The 20364-nt window shown below is 46.8% G+C and carries 15 protein-coding genes and 2 tRNA genes; 5 read left to right on the forward strand and 12 right to left on the reverse strand.

Features of this window, described 5'->3' with window-relative positions:
* Window positions 1–125: 125 nt before the first annotated feature.
* Window positions 126–503, reverse strand: coding sequence for a nitrogenase (locus D0A34_02330; protein UNU17852.1), 378 nt, complete (start codon window positions 501–503; stop codon window positions 126–128).
* Window positions 504–973: 470 nt separating this feature from the next.
* Here D0A34_02330 and D0A34_02335 point away from each other — a divergent pair, with 470 nt between their 5' ends.
* The gene (locus D0A34_02335) at window positions 974–1564 is read left to right on the forward strand and encodes a rhomboid family intramembrane serine protease (protein UNU17853.1); all 591 of its coding nucleotides are present in this window, start codon (window positions 974–976) and stop codon (window positions 1562–1564) included.
* Between the two features lie 122 nt (window positions 1565–1686).
* Here the strand turns inward: D0A34_02335 and D0A34_02340 are convergent, their stop codons facing one another.
* On the reverse strand, window positions 1687–4575 hold the full coding sequence (locus D0A34_02340) for a PAS domain S-box protein (GenBank protein UNU17854.1): 2889 nt from the start codon (window positions 4573–4575) through the stop codon (window positions 1687–1689).
* Between the two features lie 51 nt (window positions 4576–4626).
* On the opposite strand from D0A34_02340, the gene D0A34_02345 reads away from it, so the two are divergent.
* From D0A34_02345 to D0A34_02360, 4 genes are all read left to right on the forward strand, one after another.
* On the forward strand, window positions 4627–4824 hold the full coding sequence (locus D0A34_02345; protein UNU17855.1) for a hypothetical protein: 198 nt from the start codon (window positions 4627–4629) through the stop codon (window positions 4822–4824).
* A gap of 447 nt (window positions 4825–5271) precedes the next feature.
* Window positions 5272–5652, forward strand: a complete 381-nt coding sequence (locus D0A34_02350; GenBank protein ID UNU22133.1) for a hypothetical protein — start codon at window positions 5272–5274, stop codon at window positions 5650–5652.
* Window positions 5653–5874: 222 nt separating this feature from the next.
* Window positions 5875–6072, forward strand: a complete 198-nt coding sequence (locus tag D0A34_02355; GenBank protein ID UNU17856.1) for a DUF2949 domain-containing protein — start codon at window positions 5875–5877, stop codon at window positions 6070–6072.
* Between the two features lie 456 nt (window positions 6073–6528).
* Window positions 6529–6732, forward strand: coding sequence for a hypothetical protein (locus D0A34_02360; protein ID UNU17857.1), 204 nt, complete (start codon window positions 6529–6531; stop codon window positions 6730–6732).
* A 109-nt stretch (window positions 6733–6841) separates the two neighbouring features.
* Here the strand turns inward: D0A34_02360 and D0A34_02365 are convergent.
* The 10 genes from D0A34_02365 to D0A34_02410 all read right to left on the reverse strand — a co-directional run bounded on the left by D0A34_02365 (window position 6842) and on the right by D0A34_02410 (window position 20276).
* Window positions 6842–6918, reverse strand: a tRNA-Met gene (locus D0A34_02365).
* Between the two features lie 74 nt (window positions 6919–6992).
* A tRNA-Met gene (locus D0A34_02370) sits at window positions 6993–7069 on the reverse strand.
* Window positions 7070–7186: 117 nt separating this feature from the next.
* Window positions 7187–8140 carry an asparaginase gene (locus tag D0A34_02375; GenBank protein ID UNU17858.1) on the reverse strand — a complete coding sequence of 318 codons (954 nt, stop codon included), beginning with the start codon at window positions 8138–8140 and terminating at the stop codon, window positions 7187–7189.
* A gap of 180 nt (window positions 8141–8320) precedes the next feature.
* Window positions 8321–8830 carry a DUF1230 family protein gene (locus D0A34_02380; GenBank protein ID UNU17859.1) on the reverse strand — a complete coding sequence of 170 codons (510 nt, stop codon included), beginning with the start codon at window positions 8828–8830 and terminating at the stop codon, window positions 8321–8323.
* 2 nt (window positions 8831–8832) lie between these two features.
* The gene (rsfS, locus tag D0A34_02385) at window positions 8833–9252 is read right to left on the reverse strand and encodes a ribosome silencing factor (protein ID UNU17860.1); all 420 of its coding nucleotides are present in this window, start codon (window positions 9250–9252) and stop codon (window positions 8833–8835) included.
* 138 nt (window positions 9253–9390) lie between these two features.
* Window positions 9391–10023: an HD domain-containing protein gene (locus D0A34_02390; protein ID UNU17861.1), complete on the reverse strand. Its 633-nt coding sequence runs from the start codon at window positions 10021–10023 to the stop codon at window positions 9391–9393.
* Window positions 10024–10214: 191 nt separating this feature from the next.
* Window positions 10215–13211, reverse strand: a complete 2997-nt coding sequence (locus D0A34_02395; GenBank protein ID UNU17862.1) for an ATP-binding protein — start codon at window positions 13209–13211, stop codon at window positions 10215–10217.
* Window positions 13212–13222: 11 nt separating this feature from the next.
* Window positions 13223–13810: a hypothetical protein gene (locus D0A34_02400; protein ID UNU17863.1), complete on the reverse strand. Its 588-nt coding sequence runs from the start codon at window positions 13808–13810 to the stop codon at window positions 13223–13225.
* Window positions 13810–16851 (reverse strand): DUF1156 domain-containing protein, encoded by a 3042-nt coding sequence (locus D0A34_02405; protein ID UNU17864.1) that lies wholly within the window; start codon window positions 16849–16851, stop codon window positions 13810–13812. Before D0A34_02405 ends, D0A34_02400 begins: the two co-directional genes overlap by 1 nt.
* Window positions 16848–20276, reverse strand: a complete 3429-nt coding sequence (locus D0A34_02410) for a DUF3883 domain-containing protein (protein ID UNU17865.1) — start codon at window positions 20274–20276, stop codon at window positions 16848–16850. Before D0A34_02410 ends, D0A34_02405 begins: the two co-directional genes overlap by 4 nt.
* Window positions 20277–20364: the final 88 nt, after the last annotated feature.

Raw genomic sequence — 20364 nt, forward strand, 5'->3', positions numbered from 1 at the left:
ATTTACTCGGCGATAAAGAAATTGACCGCACTTTTGTTCCTTGAAAGCCGACCCCAAATAAAAACCCTCCCCAACAAGGAGAAGGGAGGGTGAAAAGACAGTGAAAATTTTAAGTTTTTGCAGAATTAACAATAAGGAGTTACATCTTCGCCACACTCGTCAGCCAAATAACACAAAGCTCGAAAGCGCAGCCCAACGACTTGCTCGTAAAGCGGATTTAACTTGCACAGTGGCGGAATGGATAATAAAGTGTGATCGCCAATTTTGACTTCTCGCTCAAACGGACACTGGCTGGGAATAAACTTACACAGAAACCGAGCCAACTTTTGACTTTTAATTGCAGTGTTATCAAGCCATTGTTTTAGCGGGTGCAAGGGGTCAAAGTGTGGCTTTTGACCGTAAGGTTGAGAATTTGTAGCGACATTAACGGCTGTTTCTTGTTTGCCAAATCCTACCCAATTTGGCAGAGTTCGGTAGGAGACTGTATGCTCAAATACGTTCATTTTGCTCTCTTCCTCTTTTATAACGAGGTGCCAATAACTCTTTGTAGAGCTTGTGCCATATTATCTACAATCAGTATCTACAGCATCTCGTTTGACTTTACCGGATTGAACTTCTTAAATTAATGACTTATGGCGAGAAAAGTAGTTCCTGATTTTTTTTAAAGGCGGTGTGCGCTCTAAAAAGTGTCCTCATTTCAAGCCCAACAATTGATTGATAGGGTAAAAATTCTGTCTTCTACGTTTTAGCTTCAACCTTCGGTTGACTCTCCTTTTGTAGTTCAATTACAATTGTGACGCATCGAGGTGAATTATCCTATACGTGAAAATGCGGAACTTTTAATGAAAGTTATAATATTTTTAAATAAGCTCTGCTGCAAAAAACCCTGAAACCTCGCCCCAACTATCTTTGCTCGCGATCGCTCATAAACTCCTACAATTAGAAATAATCGGTATCACCGCCCTCACCACCCATGAGTAACCCAGAAACCAAAACTATCACCCGCGAATTGCAAAGCCACGCCACCCTTCTCGGTGGCTTCGTCTCCCTCCTCTGGATTATCGAAATTGTCGATGTATTCCTGTTCCGAGGCAGGCTGAATGCCTACGGAGTCCGCCCCCGCAGCCTCGACGGACTTCAAGGCATCCTGTTGATGCCTTTTCTGCACGGCAGTTTTGCTCACTTAGCCGCCAATACCCTCCCTTTAGTGACATTGGGTTGGTTGATAATGTTGCGAGAAATTAGCGACTTTTTTATCGTCAGTGCCGTAACCGTGCTAGTCAGCGGATTCGGAGTTTGGCTGACTGGCGCGCCCTATTCCGTTCACATTGGTGCCAGCGGATTAATCTTTGGTTACTTCGGCTTTTTGCTGCTGCGGGGCTATTTTGAACGCAGCTTTACATCTATTTTGGTATCTTTAATTGTCGGTTTCTTCTACGGCAGTTTAATTTGGGGAGTTTTGCCCTCGCAGCCCGGAGTTTCCTGGCAAGCGCATTTCTTTGGCTTTGTCGGCGGAGTATTAACAGCTCAACTTTTGGGACGGCAGAAACGGCAACTTAGGTAGGATTAGGACTTATGGTGTAGGGTATCATCACCTGGGTTTATTGCCCCCAACTTATCTGAAAGAATAGGTTTTTTGTCAAGAAACCTGGTTTTTTTGTAGCAATTGCGTCCCTGGCAGCAAGACTAACTGCTGACCAATAATTCTACGCGGGCAGGCAAGCACACTGTAAAAACCGAACCGCAACCTAACTCGCTTTCAACGTGCATATCTCCCCCCATCATCACGCAAAAGTGACGGCTAATAGTCAATCCCAAACCCGTGCCGCCGTACTTGCGCGTAGTTGAGGCGTCGCCCTGCATAAAAGCTTGGAATAAATGCTGTATTTGTTCTGAGGAAATCCCAATGCCCGTATCAGCTACGCTAAAAATTATCAAGTCGGAACGTTCTGCTATTTTTTCAGTTGTTAAGCTGTCATTTTTAACTCTTTCAATGCAGAGGGTAATAGTGCCGTTTTCCGTAAATTTTGCTGCATTGCTCAGCAGGTTGAGCAATATTTGACGAGTTTTGGTAATGTCAGCATACATCACTCCCAAGTCGCTACCACAATCAACTTCAAACTTATTATAATTTTTATCTACCAAGGGTTTGACAGTCGAAACTACCTCGTCAATTAAATTAATCGGGTTGAAAGTTTCTAAGTAAAGTTCCATCCGCCCCGCTTCAATCTTAGAAATATCTAGAATGTCGCTAATTAAAGACAGCAAGTGTTTGCCGGCAGTTTGAATTTTCTGCAAATCGGGAATAAAATCTTCGCAGCCTAAATCCTCGGCGTCTTCTTTGAGCATATCGCTGTAACCAATAATCGCGTTGAGGGGAGTTCGCAATTCGTGGCTCATATTCGCTAAAAAGGCGCTTTTGGCTTGGCTTGCGGCTTGAGCTGTTTGGGCTACTTTTTGGAATTCTTCTGCTAATTTGCGCTGAGTAATATCTTCCGCAATACCGACGATACGGTAAATTTCTCCGGTTTGGCTGCGGACTGGAAAAGCCCGATCGCGCACCCAGCAAACTGAACCGTCCGAGCGCACTACCCGATACTCTTCATCATAATCGCCTCGCACCTGTTTCTCAAAAGCAGCCTTGACGCGATCGAGATCCTCCGGGTGAATAGCATCCCAAAAAGCCTCCGGTTCAGAGTGCAACCTCTGACAGCTCAAATTCCATATTTTCTCGCAAGCAGGGCTCACATAAAGTAGCGGCTTTTGATTGGGTTCTCTAATCCAAAATACCTCGTGAATATTTTCTGCCAACTGGCGAAATCGCTCCTCGCTGGCCCGCAACTTCTCCACAGCACTGTGAAATTCAGTCACATCCTGAATCAGCGATGCCACCCCAATAATGCTGCCGTCAGCATCAACCAAAGTCGTATTGTACCACTCGCAAAGAATAATTTTGCCGTCTTTTCTGATGTTCTCGTTAAGGCTGGTAACTCCTCCTTTATTAGTGAGCAAAGTTATAGATAGTTGCCTGACATACTCCTTCGCACTTTCAGGAACTATGAGCTCGACTCCGGGGCGTCCCATTGCTTCCAAGCGGTTGTATCCAAAAATTCTTTCCGCTGACAAATTCCATTCCGCTACTTTAAAGTTTAGATCCCATTCAATCGCTCCCAAAGGAGTTTGGTGAAGATGGAGAGCCAGTTTTTGCTGCGAGTTTTTCAAAGAAATAATTAATTGATTTTTGTCGGCGATCGCAGATTCTACCCGATCTTCGAGAGTAGTAAATGACTCTTCCAATTGACCGACCATCCTATTAAAAGAGCGAGCCAAGACACCCACCTCATCCTCCCGGTCTACAGATGCCATCAAGCCGGGATCTACCGCCATCCCGTCCCATTCTCCCCGGGACAAAGCCTCCGCAGCCTTGCTCAGACGCTGAATCGGTACAACAATCCACCTAGAAGTCAGAGCGCCAATCGCCGTTGCCAGCACCAAAGCACCCAGACACATCACCACAGTATACCGAGTGTTGGCATTAATCCTTTCCATAAAATCGGCTTCAGGAACCGCCACCACAATCAACCAATCGAGACCCCTGCTGTCTAAAAGCGGCGTCACCTGTAGAAATTGCCGTTGACCGTCGATCGTAAAATCTAACTGACGAGATCTCTCAATTTTGTGCAAATCCCCGAAGCGTTCTGTCAAATAGCGGGCGGTCGATCGAATCAGAACATTCTTGCTGCTCGTTGCCACAATTCGTTTCGGAACGCCGTTGCTAATAATAAATGGCAGTTCCAGAGTAGAAGTAGCCACCAATTGCCCCGACCTTTCTACAATAAAAGTCTGTCCTGATTGGCCAATTTTTAGGGTTTCCAAGAATTGATTGAGCTTGGAAAGTGCCAAGTCAGAACCCAGGATGCCAATCAGTTTCCCATCCTTGCCATAAACTGGTTGAGCCGCCGTAATCGCTAGTTTGGGAGCGTCAAAATAAGTATAAATTTTACTCCAAGTCGGTTTCCCTGCCTGCACCGGGGCTATGTACCAAGGTCGGACGCGGGGGTCGTAGTTGAGAGTAGTTTTTAATAGCTTGGTTGGTTCCCCGAACTCTGACGGCGCGTAGCTTTGAAAGTTATAGCCAGTAGATTGATTAGAAATCTGAACTTGCAACTTGCCGTCGTCGAGGCGTTCAACTCCAATAAAATCTTTTTGTTCGGAGGCGAATTGAATGAAGCTAATTTTATCAAAGGTTTTGATTTGTTTGGAGAAGTAGCGTTGCAAATTATCAGCATCCTGCACGTTCAAAATGCCGAGACGGATGGCATCGAGATTGAGCTGATTAATTTGGTGGGGTGTTTTGAGATAAGTATAAATATGTTGCTGGATACGCGATGTGACTTCTCCCCGCAGTTGTGCGGCAACATCGTTGACGGCTATGCGCCCGTTCCGCAGCGACAGCCACCCCGTCAACCCTACCGCAGCGAACGTCTGGAGGGCAAAAGGCACAACAAGGACGATGCGAATTGGCAGTTTGCCCGACATTTTTAAAATCGGGTCGGTCAGATATTTGATTGGCATGGTAAAGCAGAACGATTATGAACCCACAACATTCGGGTCAAGTACAACCTGATGAGCGCAGATTTTGAAGTTGAGAGGGTTTTAGTAGGCAAAGTGCTGTTAATAACTCGGAATCTGCTGGTGGCAACTGAATATTCAACGACTGCCACCGCCATCTTAGCGCGATCGGGAGCTTTGGGAACATTGGCGATCGAGATGAATGCAGTATCAATCCTCGATGCACTCTACACGCTCATACTACTATTATAGATTTTTGAGATTAAAGAATTGAAGAATAGGGAAAGACTGATTCTGTAAGGGTTGAGAAGTTGCCTGCTGTTGCATTCTTTTTTTTAAACTGGTCTGTGAAACCGGGTTTTTTTAGGGTGTGGCGGGCTGCAACCAACTATTGTCGTGAAAAAACTAATTGGTGAATAGCCACCCGTGCATCCATCACTAACTATTTTTCCACTCCTGACGCGCCCTAATCAAACAAATCGAGTTTTTGGTTGACTCATTCCTGAAATGACGTATTCTGGGGTTTCAACCGGTTTGCTGGGTCAGTTCTATTTTTCCCATAGCGCGATCGAAAGTTATAAGTTTTCACAGGAACTTTAATTGATATCTCCACAAGCAGCTACTTTTGATAGAGTACAACTTAATTCCGGCTCGGTACAATAAGCGCATAGTAGGATGCAACTAGCGGAGGCATGGATGATGAACGCAGTTATTGCTACTCTTGGCACTGCTCTTGGATTGAGTTCAATTTTTATCGGTTGGACGCCCGCGGTTCTCGCCCAACAAAGGCTGCAACCAGCGCCCCAAAATTCGGAAACGACTTTATCTGGGGACTCCCTCAGGACTGTGGAGGACAGAACCTTAGACTCGGACTACCAAAACTTGATTGGTGAACCAGAAACGGGGACTAATTCTGCTAGAAGGGACAGCAGCTTGGGTGACACATTTCGCCTCAAAATCGAGAGTCCCGTGGAATTTATTACTACTCCTTCGGACGCCCAGCGTCAAGGAAATCCTTTACCTCCAAAACAAACCGACAGCGGTACAGAAGCGGGAGTTCAGCTTCAGCTAGGACTTTAGCAATTTTAAATATGAATTGATGTGAAGCAAGCGATCGCGGAACCCCATTTTTGATGTTGGAACTATTGTGACTGCGATCGCCTTTTTTTATGAGTTTTATCACAAGTTGTGTGCGATTTCCATCACACCACATCGCCGATTCTCAACAGAAAATGAGGACTATAAAACTTCTGATTCAGCGCGATCGGCTACATATCTTTACAATAGCGCATAAAACTGGCGGTGAAGGTGATGGGAAAGGCTCAACTGCTCGATTATTTACGGGGGGAGTTGGCGATATCGAATTCTGCGATCGCCGTTGCTCTGCGACATGGTGAACAAGATGCCAGCCAACTGCCTATGGTTCTGTGGCAGTACGGGTTAGTTACACTGGAACAGTTAAACCTGATTTTTGATTGGCTGGAAGCTCAGCCGATTTAGCAATTTAAAATCCTGAGTTGAAAAATAGGGATATCTGATTGCAGATTTTTGACAAATAAAGCTTGCACAAACAATCGTCGAAAAGTATGGGGTTAAGTCTTGAGGTTGAGGATCGGTCTTATCTTTTCTGTTTGGGAAAAACACAAATATCCGGTAGGGACACAGCACTGCTGTGTCCTCTTTTTTGTTAAGTGTTGAAGTTGAGGAGCGGTCTTATATTTTCCGTTTGGGAAAAACACAAATATCCGGTAGGGACACAGCAGTGCTGTGTCCTCTTTTTTGTTACAGCGTATCCCAGGTTTATGAAGTGCAGCTTTAGACACGGGAATGCCTTGTCCCTACGGGGATCGATCAATAGGCGAGTGTACTTCATAAAGTTGCAATCTGCTGTCATATCGATTCCGGTTGCACCGTCCGTGATTGTTGACTGTTGACTGTTGACTGTGAGTCAAAAAAATGAAAATTGCGCGAATTATTTGTTGGCAGCTTGATTCGACTTTACGCCGGACGATGAAGCGCGGATTTGATATCATTCCGGCGCAGCCGGAATTGATATCAGTGTTGAAGTTGACGATCGGTCTTATCTTTTCCGTTTGGGAAAAACACAAATATCCGGTAGGGACACAGCACTGCTGTGTCCTCTTTTTTGTTGCCGACTAAAATAAAGTGCTTTCAATCTGTCGAAGAAGCGATCGCAGACGGCATAAAACAGACGGCATAAAACAAACCCCAGCAACTTTTAGGTTGCCGGGGCGTGTCTTATTTAATTTGGTGGCGGGAAGTGGATTTGAACCACTGACCTTCGGGTTATGAGCCCGACGAGCTACCAGGCTGCTCTATCCCGCGTCGCTTTGTCTCTCTGTAGTAGTTTCCAAAAACAAAACCCTGAAACCTTAAAGATTACAGGGTTCGCTTGAATTTGGTGGCGGGAAGTGGATTTGAACCACTGACCTTCGGGTTATGAGCCCGACGAGCTACCAGGCTGCTCTATCCCGCGTCGTTTTGTCTCTCTACTAATATAAACATATCTTTCTGAAAATTGCAACCCCTAAATCAAAAAAACTTTTTAGATTGTGGGAGGGGTTGCTGAAATCGGCTCCGACTATCGATCGCCCTAAAGCATCGAAACTTCCCCGATTACCTCCAAGCGCTTGAAGTCACTGAGAGTGAGGTAAGTTTCCGAAAGAGTTTCGGCGATCGTCGGAGTGATCCACCCCAACTGCTTGAGCAAGTGAATCGCCACAGCAAATTGAGCTCGCTTTCCTCCATCCGTCACCTTAATTGCCAAGCCCATGCCTTCGCCAACGCGACCAATGCACTGCACCCCTTCGGCGCCGGATTTGCTCACCAATTCCCCTTGAGTCAAGCGCATCAGTTCCGTGTCAAATTTGCCCTCACCGGCAACCATCATCGGGTGATGAGTCATAGCGCGGACAATCCGTTCCATATCCACATTGTTACCGGAGGCTAACTGAGCGTACAAAGACGCCATTTGCCCCAACTGCAACAGATAGGTAGGAGCGCCACAGTCGTCGCGAGCGCTGATAAACTCTTCGGCAGGCATTGCCAGCAAGTCAGCTACTTTGCCCAAAATAAGCTGCTGGACAGGATGTTTGCGGCGCAAATAAGTGTCCAGAGGCCAGTGCAGTTGCTGGCAGACAGCCAGCATTCCGGCGTGTTTGCCGGAACAGTTGTATTGCAGGGCGCTCTTTTTGCCTTCGGGAATGGGGCATTGAAGTTTAGAGGGGTCAATGTCGCAGCGCCACAGGACGTTAAATACCTGGCGCGATTGCTCGATCGTACCTTGATGGGAACTGCAAATAATCGCTAAATCTCGATCGGTCAATTCGTAGCGTTCTAAAGTGCCAGTCGCCGTCACCGCCAAAGCTTGAAAAGGCTTGAGTGAAGAACGGACAAATGAGGCCGTTTCCGAGTTACCAGCAACAGACAGAACGCGCCCGCGGTTGTCGCAGACAGCGGCCTGGGCGCGGTGCCTCGATTCCACAATACCTTCGCGCAGCAATGTGACTTCTAGTTCGGGAGCTTGGGTTCGTTTTCCCCTTGTCATATCAATTTTAGATTTTAGATTTTAGATTTTAGATTGGGGTTCAGGAAGTTATGAGTTGCGAGCTGCCAGTTAAGAGTTATAAAGTTAATCTTTCTGCCATCGTTTCTCACTCATGCACTCCGTGTGTCTTGTTGGCGGTGCGCGGCAATCTCAAAACTCAAAACTCCCTTCCATTCCCGATTACAAACAACTCCAAGTTAGTCCCCCGGCAACCAGCAATACTGTCAAACCATAAAATGTTTGCCGCAGACGCCTGAGAATTGGTTCTAGTTGGTAGTTGACAATCAACTGGTCTTGAAGCAAAACTTCGGGAGTTTTAGGCCAAGATTGACAATCGTACCAACCAGACTCTTCGTAGACGACCGTGGGATTTGAAAGGCGCGATCGCACGTAGAACCAACCCAAGTAGAGTCGCAGCAAAGCTAATCCTAGAATAAAACCGCCACCTGCGGCACTGCTGAGGACAAACTGAGCTGGATACTTGACAGGAGCAAAGCTAGAAGCAGCTATCGGCCCCGATACCAAGCAACTCCAAGCCCACACCCAAGCTAGTTTGGCCAGGTATCCGGGCCAATTGAGTGTTACCCAGCTAAAAAACCAGGAGTCTTTAAGTTCTTGGTATTCATTGACCGGTCGCTGTTCTTGCGGAACGGGACAAATAGAAGCAGAAACGTCTTTCACATTAGCCATCCTCACGGCGCGGGGGAAAAGTCAATGCGTTCGGCGTGTCCCCAGAACGCTTCTAAATTGTAGAACTCCCGCTCTTGAGGCTTCAAAATGTGAATGATCGCGTCGCCGTAGTCCATGACGACCCAACTAGCGTCTGATAGTCCTTGTGTACGCAGCGGCAAGCGTTGCCACTCTTCTTCCACTTGGTCTGCTATCGCTTGGGAGATGGCTCGTACCTGCACATTAGAAAATCCCGTGATTATCGCAAAGTAGTCTGCCAAAAAGCATACTTCTGACACCCGGAGCAATACAATATCAACGGCTTTGCGGTCATCGGCTGCTTGGGCAACGGTCATGATCAGGCCGCGGGCTTCGTCTGGGGATGTGCTGTGCGTTGCTGTAGACTGGGCCCTGGAGTATTCGAGTTGAGTTAGATCTGACATTCAGTGTTTAAGTTCCTAATTGATAGGGGTTGGGGGGAATGGGTGCGCTTTCGCGATCGGTTGTTGGCAGTTTGAGCCTGGAAATAGGAGTTAGCTTGAAGCCAAAAGTAAGGACAGAATTTCTGGTAAATTTTACTTTTAACTTGTAATTTGTTCGAGCGACTTTTCTGTCGAATTTCCTGTTTCCGGCGATCGAGCCATTTGCAGCGCCCAATTCCGCGTAAGTACGGTGCGGGGGTGGATGTAGCAGCGAGTTTCTAGCAAATATTTAAGAGAATAATCGCTAGTTTGCCACACGGCTGCATAAAGATTTTGCAAGCTTGCCTCGCGCAGTGCTTCTAGTTCGGCTGTTTTGCCACGGCTCGGCTCTATGGTATCTGCTATGAATACGGTACAACTGAGCTGACTCATGTTTGGTCGGCCAAGGGTGTGATTGGCGATTGCGTCCAAAATTTCTTGATCGACCACCCGGAATTCGTCTCTGGCGACGATCGCGCTCGCGTCTGCGTGCAGCAAATGCGGGTTTGCTTCCAATACTGAGTCTAACTCTAAACCTTCCGCCCTTGCCATTTGCAGCAGCAGTTGAGGTTTGAAGTATTTTGCCAAATCGTGCAACAAACCGGCCGATCGGGCTTTTGCTTCGTCGAGGCCGTAATGGCGAGCCAAGTCACCTGCTGTCTGTTCGACTCCGAGGATGTGTTTGATGCGAGCAGCAGGAACGCGCTCAGAGAGCCAAGCTAGGACGATTTCGCGCGCGGGTGCAAGTGTCAAATATTAACTCCGAAATTGTGTGATCTACTATTTTTATTTTAGCGTTTTGTTTCGATCGGCTGCTGCGTCGTCTGACAGGGGTGCGGTGACATCTGGGATGGGGAGGGGCGAAGGGGGCGATCGCATCAACACACCTCTCTCTGCTAGCTAGTTTCACAGTTCACCCTTAAAAGCTCAGTCAATAATTTACTTCATTCTAGAACATCCACCTCATCATTCAATCCGAGTTCTTGCAGCGCAATCTTAGTCTCATCCCGCCTTTGCTGAGACACCTCACCTTCGATAGAAACTTCTATTTTCACTGTGAGCTTAACATTTTTGTCACTGGCAAATTTACTCAGAACTTTTGTATAAAAATTCATCCACTTCTGAGGACTAATTTCACTAATCCATCTCAATCCTTTAGGTGGAAGTGGGGTGGTTGGGTGGTCTGGTAATTGATAAATAGTAGCATTTTCTTTCGCTCTGACACCATTAGAAGATTTTACGGCAAATTCAGCAATAGCACTGATTGTTTCTACTGTTGCTGTCACAGTGAAATTTCCCTCATTTTCTCCACCTGTGAGTAGGCCATTGGGTTCAATATTACCGCCTGTAGTAGTCCACTGTATTTCACCAATAGCAATTTCTTTGTCATATTGATCGCGTCCCCGTGCGATAAAAGTTTGCTTTTTACCCGGTTCGAGTTGCACTTTGGGGGGGGAAATTATCAACGCGCTCAACTTTGGGGGATCGGTGATACGTTGCAGGTAAGCGGCGGCTACCTCTGATTTAATGATAAACAAATCGTCTGAAATTTCGATTTGGCTGGCTGTTAAATCGGTTTTTAACTCGAACGGTTCGTATCGATCGCCTGATGCTTTGCCAACTAATGCTAAAGTACCATCTTTGACACCGCGAGCGATCGCCTCTTTCACCGCATCCCCTTTCAAAAGTCGCGGAAACAAAGGTGAAGCAAAGAAGACATCTCGCACAGCCTTGGTACTCCACTCCTGGAAAGCACCAGACCAATTGCGAACCAAAAACCGAGGACTCACCGCATCTTCCACATCCCCATCCAGACGCAACCGATTGATAATTAAGTCTACAATTGATTTAGCAGAACTCGACGTAACTAAACCCAAATCCACCACCCGTAACTTATTATCTTTCCCTAACAACGCCACGTATTTATAAGCGCGCCATACGGTTTCAATCAAATCGCGCTGAGCCTTTTTCAGGTTTTCAGATAATTGCTTTTTCTGCACGTCATCTAAATTGGTTTCCTCATCCCGAATGTCTTCCCAGGATAGCATCTTGCGGGCTTCTTCGCGCAATTGAACATCAGAATCGGCGATCGCAAAAATTAGCGCACTCTTAAACGTTCTCGCTGACGCACCAGACTCGCGAATCATTGACTCGATCAAATTTAGGGTACTCTCATCCTGTTTGGAATGGGTGGGAGACATCACCGCTAAAGTCACCACAGCTTGATTGGGAAGATTGTTAGGTTGTTCGGGAAAACAAATAACCTGAATTCCCTGATTAATGGCAAATAGCTTGTGAATCTCATTGAGAATTCGCTCATCAATGCGATGCCCTTGCACGTTAGCGCGGCGGTCTGCTAGAATTTTGTTGAGGTTTGGATAGAGACTAAATCGATACTTAGTTTGCCCGACAGTTAAGTAATAGCAATCGCTAGTTAGAGATTCCAAAACCGTTTCTACATTGCCAATATCTACATTTGGCTCACCTACAGCCAGTCGAATTTCTGGGACAGTTGCTTCTACGCGAGTGCAGCCACCATTGGATTCAAAAAAGATCGCAGTCGTCACTTTCCGATGCAGTCGTGATTTCTTAATATCTTCCGTAGCTTCCGCATCAAGACGAATGGCGTGAGAGTCTTTTTTGCCGCAAATATCAGTTGTCACTGGCCCTTCTAGGCGATCGTTTCCAAGTTGATCGAATACGGCGGCTCGAAATGATAGGTCATCTAGGGGTGCAGTTCCTAATCCAATTAGGGCATCGCGATGGTTGCCTTTATAACCTTCTTGGTAGGCAATAGACACCCACAAAGCTAAGAGTCGGAGGACACCTCGGGTGCGTTGAAATCGAGGCAAAGCCTGCCATTTACGCTCGAATACCGATAGCACTGTGGGATGAAAAGGGTAAGTCGCGACAAAGGCTTCCCGCGCACTTTCAATAGGGAAACTAGGCAACTGTTGCTTGTGTTCAATCACCCAATCTGCATACTCGTTACAGGTAGCAACAGCATCCTTGGGAAGCATGATTTTACCTTCAGGGGTGACAGCATTAGCAGTCCATTCAAATAAGCGACGGCGGATAATTTCTGATGTCTCAGATTCGGCGGACATCATAATTGCCTTACCCAATCTGTCGAGCACTTTTTTGAAGCGCTGTTCGTCGGCTTCGTCAGCAGCAGTATATTCCATCTCCGAGGCGGGAATAGATACTACTAAAACGACATTTTTTTCACCTCTGGCAGTTTCTGAAAGTGCTTGAATGAAGTTATAAAGCCGATCGCCATAACCTTTGTTGCGATAGGTGCTGGCGTAGTTGATAATCTCATCCAACAAAATCAAACAGGGCTTATCTTTGGGGAGAAACTTGCGGATGACATCGCCCTTGGGTTCGATAAATTGATTTTCGTGTTCGGCGACTATATTAAAAGCGGCTTCTCCTCCTAATTGATAGGCAATTTCACCCCAAGGTGTTTTGCGTAGAGGAGTGCCATCATCGCCACCGCGCCCGGTGATGGAGTCAAATTCAGTGCCGACAAATACGGCTACAGCCGCTTCGGGGATGGCGGAAATGGCTGCTTGCTTTAAGATTTTATCGACTCCCGTCCATTTGTTAGCAGCAGCGCCGTGTTTTGCTAAGTGATAGAGTAGAGTTAATGCGTGAGTTTTGCCACCGCCAAATTGGGTAGAAAGATTAAATATAGCTGAGGTTTCTGTGGTTTCACCAGAGAGTCGCCGGACTACCTGAGCGGCGAGGTATGTTAAATATTTGGTAAGATAAGTGCGATCGAAAAAGCGATCGGGTTCTTGATAATCTGCGGGCGCTCGTTTGTCTCGCACTTGGTCGAGATGTACCGCAAATTCGGAAGCATCTAAAGGTTTGCCTTCGCGCAAATCTTCGCGGGGGATAAGTCCTTCAATTTTATACCAAGGTTTGATCGTTGCCATTGCTTATTCTCCTAAGAGATTATCGTAAATTTTCCGGCATTTATTTCCAACTCCCACCATTTAAAAAAGCCGTAGGGAAAGGTAGCAGAATCGTCTCGGCTACCTACGACTACAAGGGTTTCACCTCCGAGTTTCCTCCTGTCGGCTAGACTCATGGCTTGCAGCACTTCATCACGCAGGAACGCAATCACAGAAGCGCGTTCCTCTGCACTGCGGCGGTAGCAAAATACTATTCGTAAATCTGCACGCACGCATAGCACTTTCCATAGTGAATAGGCACTGCGGTTAATATCGCTACTGTTCTCTAATTCCATCACGGCGATAGGGAACCGCCAGCGAGTATTACCAGGAGCAAAGGACATTACATCTAAAGCTAGGTATTCACTGGTTGAAACAGGAAACAAGCCTAGTGAATTTCCTCTAGCGGAAGACTGCCAACCCATCGCTGTAGAGGTGGCGACAACGGTAGTGGTTAAAGCTGTTGTCCATTTAGTAAGTTGTCCATTTAAGGCAGCTTGTTTTAAAGGGTCAGCATTTTCAGGTTGTTGCAGGGTTTGCCAGAATTTAGTTTGCCACTGGTAGGCGATATTTTGCATCATTAGAACCCCAACCCTTTTTTGCGAGCTAAAACTCCATCCACCCAGCGCTTTTCATCAGTGGCGGTGGGATACAGGGCTGAGAGGGACTGGGCTAATGTCCAGAAGCGCTTGTCACTTCCCACGCCGTCATCGACTAAGAAGCGTTTGAGGGCTTCGCTGCGTCCAGCGGCAAATAAAATCATGGTTTGGTGGATGCGATCGAGTACAGTTTTACCTTGATTCTCAATATTGGTATCGCCCCAATCTTCTGACACTTCTTCAGTAGTTTCTGTATCAAAGAGACTCAATTGCTTGTGCTCTTTTTTGGGGCGCTTGACTGGGGCTTTGCCCGCGTCTTTGCCCAACAGATATGGCGATCGCTCCGATACTGGTAGCAGTCGCGCTTGGTCGCCCTTGACTTGTACTAAACTGGTGAGGTTTTCCAAGTTAGCACCAAGTCCCTGAGCAATCTTGCGGGCGGCATCATATTCGAGGCTAAAACCTGTGATTTTTGCTTTTTTGCCAGTGCTTTCGTCGTCATCATCGCTAACATCTTCTTCCTCTTGTGGAACCGGCATGTTGCCTGTTTTCCCATCACCTTGTGGAACAGGCATCTTGCCTGTTTCTCCACCACCTGATGAAAGTGTCCACAACCACATGGCAGTTAATCGAGCATCTTCTTCAAAGCTGGAAGTATCTGCTTCTTTGAAAATAGTGCTGAGGGCTTCTTTGGAAATCGCAGCCCAGACATATTCGAGATATTCGCGCAGGGTGACAACTTCGCCGCTTGCTTTTTCAACGCTGGAATAACGGGAAAAGATTTCTAAAGCCGGGCCAAGGCAGGCAAAAATGGCATCGGCACCGACTACGCCTTCACTGGCGAGTCTGGGCATCCAGTCGTGAATACGTTGGGGGAGTTCTTGGAGTACATCCCGCCAGTCACCAATATCGTTAGTGTTGCGGGGACGGCAAACGAGATGGATAGATGAAGCGAGGGCAGCAGATTCTTGGGCGCGCTGCCGACTTGGACGCTCAGTGTCAATTGGCCACGAGCCAGTAATTGTCCACCCAGAAGCGATCGCACTGTCGAGCAGAGCTTCCCAACTTTTCATACCTTTATGGGCAAAAATTATGACTGAAAGTCCATTGGGTTTAGTAATCCGCCGTGCTTGTCTAAAAGCTAAAAGCATTTGTGAAGAGAACCAAATATGATCCTTGGGTCCTCGACCATCTATCGAGGCGGCTGGGTTTACTACAATTTCTTCTTGCTTTGGACTTTTGCTCTGTACTGACTCAAGAGAAAAAAGTGTCTTTGGATCGAGCGTTGCTCTCTTTAGCCAGCATAGAAAAAGGTCTGACAAATCTGAATAAGCAAACGCATCGTAGTATGGAGGGTCTGTAGCTACCAAGTGGGCACTGTCATCAGGAAGTGGGTGCATTTGAGCTGGAGCTTGCATAGCTATGCCAGTATGACTAATTGCCATAGAAACATGGTTTATTGCTCGAACAACCCAATCAACTTGACCCGACCAACTGCCTCCAGCATCAGCAAATGGGACTGCCTCTACAAAATCCCAGACCATCGGCAATCGATTCTGACCTCGATTAGCGCCGACTACTGTATCAGCCCATGTAGACAGACTAGAATTCAAATCCTGTAGTCTTCCAAAGGCTAACAACAAACATTGATGAACGACTATAGATTCCGTAGTTTCCTCAGTTTCCTCCAAATTACGAATAATGCTGGCAATAGTAGCGAGCGCAAGCTTTTGTCTTTTTGTGTGCAAATCACCAAAAGTTTGCATCCCATAATTCTGTACACGAAAACCCAATGTGCCATTTGGTGGTAAGGGTTCATCGGGTGCTAACGAAAGTATTGTATTGGAGTGGCGCTGCTGTTTCAGGCGAGCTTCTACCTTGTCTACAATTTCATAGTCAGATTTTGTCGGAGTCCTATAGATACGCTTTCCTGCTTCATCATTGGCAACAATTGCTAGAAGGAATCCATCATTGGCACCACCTCGCTGTTTGGATAGTTGCCTTCGCACTGACTGCACGGGAGTTGTGAAGCCGCAACAAGGGCAGGATACGGCTCCTCGACGTACAGTAGCTGTAGTAACAAGATTGGTTATATTACCTGAAATTACTTCACATACTGGTATTTCGCTACCTGCACTGTATTTGATACGAACACCTACTTTGCATGATGAGCGTTTTGTAAGCCAAAAGGTACGAGCAAGTGGTACTTTTAGCCCACAACCGGGCCCCTCACAAACAATCGTTCTCGCCCACAAATAAGCAATCGGTGTACTTCCATCAGCATCTTTCGGATAAAAATCAGCTAATTCTTTCTCTGCTTCTTCCTTAACCCACTTTCCCCACTTCCGCACTTCATCCGCTAACTTTTGCCCATATTTAGGAATATATTCCAACACCACTTTATTCAACAAAACCGCCACCGGATTCAAGTCAGAAGCAAAAGCATCTGCCCCCACCCGCAGCGCTTCCAAAGGAATCGCACCACCCCCAGCAAAGGGGTCAACAACTAGGGGACGAGTTCCGGGAACGCCGCCTAAAGCTTCATGGGCTGCTTGAGTTAAAGCGCGACTGGTTTCTAAATAGTCTTGCTGTGTGGAATTATCCCAATTAGCAAAATCTGCAATAAAATCCAATAACCGATCGCGGAGAATATTGAAATGCTGGGGATTATTAGGATCTAACTGATTTTCTGTTTTGGCTAAAAACTTCCACTCACTCCAATTTTCCGTAGAACAATGATTAGCTAAATCCTTATCCGTCACCACTTTCTTAGCAAAATCCTTAATAATGCTGGCTGCTTTATCCCGAAATTCTTGAGGGCAGAGTTCATCAACAGGATCGATCCACAAGGAAGCACAAATCACCGCCCGACACGCGGCCAAAGGTCGCCTCGCCCACCAAATATGCAGGGTGGAAATATGCCCGTGACGGATAGATTTTTCCCGTCTGGCGTGGGCGGAAATCCGCTTGATGGGGAGGTCAACTTCGATGAGGCGTTTGGGATAATTAGTTTTGTTACTCACTTGCTGGCCTCCAAAATTTTCTCTGCATCAACATGATAATGTTCAATCTTCACTAACGGTTCCCACCCCAACTGCACGGGGTCTTGTATTGGATGCACTTGTGGAGTAGAAGCGCAGTTAAAGATTACATACAACCAGTAGTCTTTTTTTAAGCGTTCTGCTGTCTTGTATTCGTTGCTGGTGAGGGCTACTTCACCCACCCGCGATCGCCCTTTAACCTCAATAAACCTCACCGCAATCGCAGTGTTTGGATCTTCTGGATGAGGTTTGCGGGAGATTAAATCAAAGCCGCGATTCTCCTTTTCTACACTCACCACCAGCCAGCCCCTCGCATTTTCATAGGCAATAACTGCCTCGACTGCAATTCGCTCAATTTCGCGATCGCTAACCATAGCTGCCATTTCAGGGGATGTGCGTTCTGGATGAGGAAGTACCCAAGCCCGTCCGTGATGTTGAATATCGGCGATCGTGCAACTGCGCTCTTTTTCCAGTTCTTCCCGCCGCGTTTCCAATCGCCCGTTTAACTCAAACAATCGGTCTTCCATTTGCTTGATGCGGCCGTCTAGTCCAGATTCCTTGGCACCAGATTCTTGTCGCGAAATTAACTCAGCAAACTGACACTGCACTTTATCAATAATTGCAAAAAAACTAATTTCCATGTGGTCGGAAATAGTCTTAACTTCCTGCTGTCGTTGAGTCCGAATTTCTGTCAAAAAACGATTCAATTCTTGTTCGATCAACGCTTGTTCTGTTTGGTCGCGACTGGGTAAATCTGCATCGTTTGGCAAACCATCAACCAAATTGGTACTATCAGTTACTGGCACCAAATCTAAAAACAAAGTCGGCTGTCGCACGGTCATTGTCCCGTCGATTTCCGTCTGCACCACATAGACACGTTCGTGCAGCTTGTTACCGCGTCCATCGGCGATGGCCGCCGAAAACACATCCAATCTCGCAGGTCGATCGCGATGCAAATCGAAAAATAGTGCCCCGTGGCGCAAATCATCCTGTACCCGCGCTAGCACATCTTCCCGCACGCACTCAAACAGCGGATGTCCGGGTGTCACCCATTCCAGCGTTGGGTCATCTGTCAACTTATGTTTATCAAACGTAATCTTTTTGTATTCATGGCCCAATTTGCCAAAGCGGGTTTCCAAACGTTCCCCGATCGGCCACAGAGTACGCGGTACTCGCCCAATGCGGTACACCTTCTGATGCTGGCGCGTTTCCTTGGGGTGAATCCCCGAAATCGGGGCCGCTTGCACAAAAAAGTCATCAATCACTTCTGGCACTAAACGTCGCTCTTTTGCTTCTGCTGATTTACCAATAATCGCACTTAAGTTCAGTTCCCGCTTGGCTAATCCTTCTAAAGCGGAATTGGTGAGGCGGCGGAATCGATCGGTGTCCACTTGCTCGACAATGCGGTTCTTAATCACATCTTCCGTCAAGTTGTGAGCGTACATCTCCCGAATCATCCGTTCTAGCTGATTGGCCGGAAAAATATCGCCCAAAACATTAAACACTTTGCCAGTGCGTTCTGGATCGATGTCAATCTCGATCGCCCGGATGCGCTCAAACAACTTCCACAACACCCGTCCTTCGCGGGTATTCGTCGAAACAAAGTTAAAAATCAGACAATCCTTATCCTGACCGTAACGGTGGATGCGACCCATCCGCTGTTCCAAGCGCACCGGATTCCAGGGAATATCATAATTAATCAGAAACCAGCAGAATTGCAAGTTAATACCCTCCCCCGCCGCTTCCGTCGCCACCAATACCTGACAATCTTCCCGAAACTCGCGTTCAGAATAAATTCGGGTATTGGGCGTATCCCTGTCTCCAATTTTCATCCCCCCGTGAATCTGAGTCACCGATAGTCCCCACTCCCGCAGCTTACCCACCAAATAATCCAAGGTGTCTTTGTGCTCGGTGAAAAGCAGCAGTTTCATCAGCGGGTCTTGGAATATGCCTTTCTGGGTAATAGCTTCTTTCAGCTTCACCAGTTTCGATTCAACTTCTCGTTTTTCCAACGTCCGCGCTTGGTCGATCAGTTTGTTCAACTGATAGATTTCTTGTTGCAATGCTACCGGGTCAACTGAAGCGACAAGTCCTTCCAAATCTCCCAGAATTTTTTCCTGTTCTGCTTCAGTCAGTTCATCAAAATCATCTGGAACTTTCTTCGCAATCTGTTCGGCCCGGTAAGCCTCTGGGTCTTCCAATCTCCGTTGGCGTTTATCGCGCATTCGTTCTAAACTTCGCCGCACTGCGTAGACACTAGACGCGAAACGACGTTGCAACATTGCCATCGTAAAACCCAATGCCCGACCGCGGGCGGAATCATCGGCCGATGCTTTGATTGACTGGTCTTCTACATATTTAGTCAAGTCGTCATAGAAATCCAATTCTTCGTCATCAATTTGAAAGTCGATGGTTTCAACTTTGCGATTAGTAAATAGCTTTTTGGCTTGACCGGTCTCTGTATCGGGGAAAGTAACGAGAGCTTCTTTGGTCCGCCGCAGATAAAACGGAGCATTATTCCGACGCATTGCTTCTTCTAAACTCGTAACATCACCATAAACATCGCGGTCTAGAAGTTCTAGGAATAAACAAAAGTTTTTGGGGTCGCCTTTATGAGGCGTGGCGGTCATTAATAAGTAGTGGTCGGTGAGCTTGGAGAGTTCTTCACCGAGTTTGTAAGCCAAGGTTTTATCATCGGAACTATAGGCGCTCATCTTGTGGGCTTCATCCACAATGATTAAGTCCCAATGACTCCGCAGGAGACTATTTTTGGCATCTTCAATGCGCGAAACCCACGATATTGAGGTGATGACTTGTTTCTTTTCTTTCCAAGGGTTAGAGCCGTAATTGGCCCGCAGGACATCGCCCCGAATCACCTCAAAATCTTCGCGGAATTTGTCTTTGAGTTCCCGCTGCCATTGAAAGGTGAGGTTGGCGGGGGTGACAATTAAGGTACGTCTGACTAAGCCTCGGACTTTGAGTTCTTTGAGTAGCAGTCCGGCCATGATGGTTTTACCAGCACCGGGGTCATCGGCTAGCAGGAAGCGGATGCGGGGTTGTTTGAGAAAGTATTCGTAGACGGCTTCTAGTTGGTGGGGCAGTGGGTCTACATGGGCGATCGCCAGGGCAAAATAAGGGTCATATTCGTAGGCTAAACCCAAGCGCAGGGCTTCCACGCCGAGGCGAAAATGCAGGGCGTTGCCGTCAAATGGTTCTTGTTCTGGGGTAGCTTCTAGTTGAGCCAAATGTTCTTTGGACAGAATTGACTCGTAGACTTGGTTGGTATTGATTCCTTTGCCGATGAGTTTAATAGCATCTCCCATCGGCACTGCCACAATTACTTTTACAGGTTCTGGGAACAGGGAGCCTCGCAGAATTACATGGGACTTCATTTGCTCTACTTGCATTCGCTTTCCATTCCCAAAACAGGATTTTATTTAATAGGATATAGCTGCTAACTTTACTTTTTTATGTATAAAACAATATAATTAACTT

Origin of the sequence: Microcoleus vaginatus PCC 9802, assembly GCA_022701275.1 — a bacterium.
Lineage (GTDB): Bacteria > Cyanobacteriota > Cyanobacteriia > Cyanobacteriales > Microcoleaceae > Microcoleus > Microcoleus vaginatus_A.

What these genes read in the sequence shown, in the direction of transcription:
- D0A34_02330 (UNU17852.1), bottom strand. Translation starts at nt 503, where the DNA reads ATGAACGTATTTGAGCATACAGTCTCCTACCGAACTCTGCCAAATTGG.
- D0A34_02335 (UNU17853.1), top strand. Translation starts at nt 974, where the DNA reads ATGAGTAACCCAGAAACCAAAACTATCACCCGCGAATTGCAAAGCCAC.
- D0A34_02340 (UNU17854.1), bottom strand. Translation starts at nt 4,575, where the DNA reads ATGCCAATCAAATATCTGACCGACCCGATTTTAAAAATGTCGGGCAAA.
- D0A34_02345 (UNU17855.1), top strand. Translation starts at nt 4,627, where the DNA reads ATGAGCGCAGATTTTGAAGTTGAGAGGGTTTTAGTAGGCAAAGTGCTG.
- D0A34_02350 (UNU22133.1), top strand. Translation starts at nt 5,272, where the DNA reads ATGAACGCAGTTATTGCTACTCTTGGCACTGCTCTTGGATTGAGTTCA.
- D0A34_02360 (UNU17857.1), top strand. Translation starts at nt 6,529, where the DNA reads ATGAAAATTGCGCGAATTATTTGTTGGCAGCTTGATTCGACTTTACGC.
- D0A34_02375 (UNU17858.1), bottom strand. Translation starts at nt 8,140, where the DNA reads ATGACAAGGGGAAAACGAACCCAAGCTCCCGAACTAGAAGTCACATTG.
- D0A34_02380 (UNU17859.1), bottom strand. Translation starts at nt 8,830, where the DNA reads ATGGCTAATGTGAAAGACGTTTCTGCTTCTATTTGTCCCGTTCCGCAA.
- rsfS (UNU17860.1), bottom strand. Translation starts at nt 9,252, where the DNA reads ATGTCAGATCTAACTCAACTCGAATACTCCAGGGCCCAGTCTACAGCA.
- D0A34_02395 (UNU17862.1), bottom strand. Translation starts at nt 13,211, where the DNA reads ATGGCAACGATCAAACCTTGGTATAAAATTGAAGGACTTATCCCCCGC.
- D0A34_02400 (UNU17863.1), bottom strand. Translation starts at nt 13,810, where the DNA reads ATGATGCAAAATATCGCCTACCAGTGGCAAACTAAATTCTGGCAAACC.
- D0A34_02410 (UNU17865.1), bottom strand. Translation starts at nt 20,276, where the DNA reads ATGCAAGTAGAGCAAATGAAGTCCCATGTAATTCTGCGAGGCTCCCTG.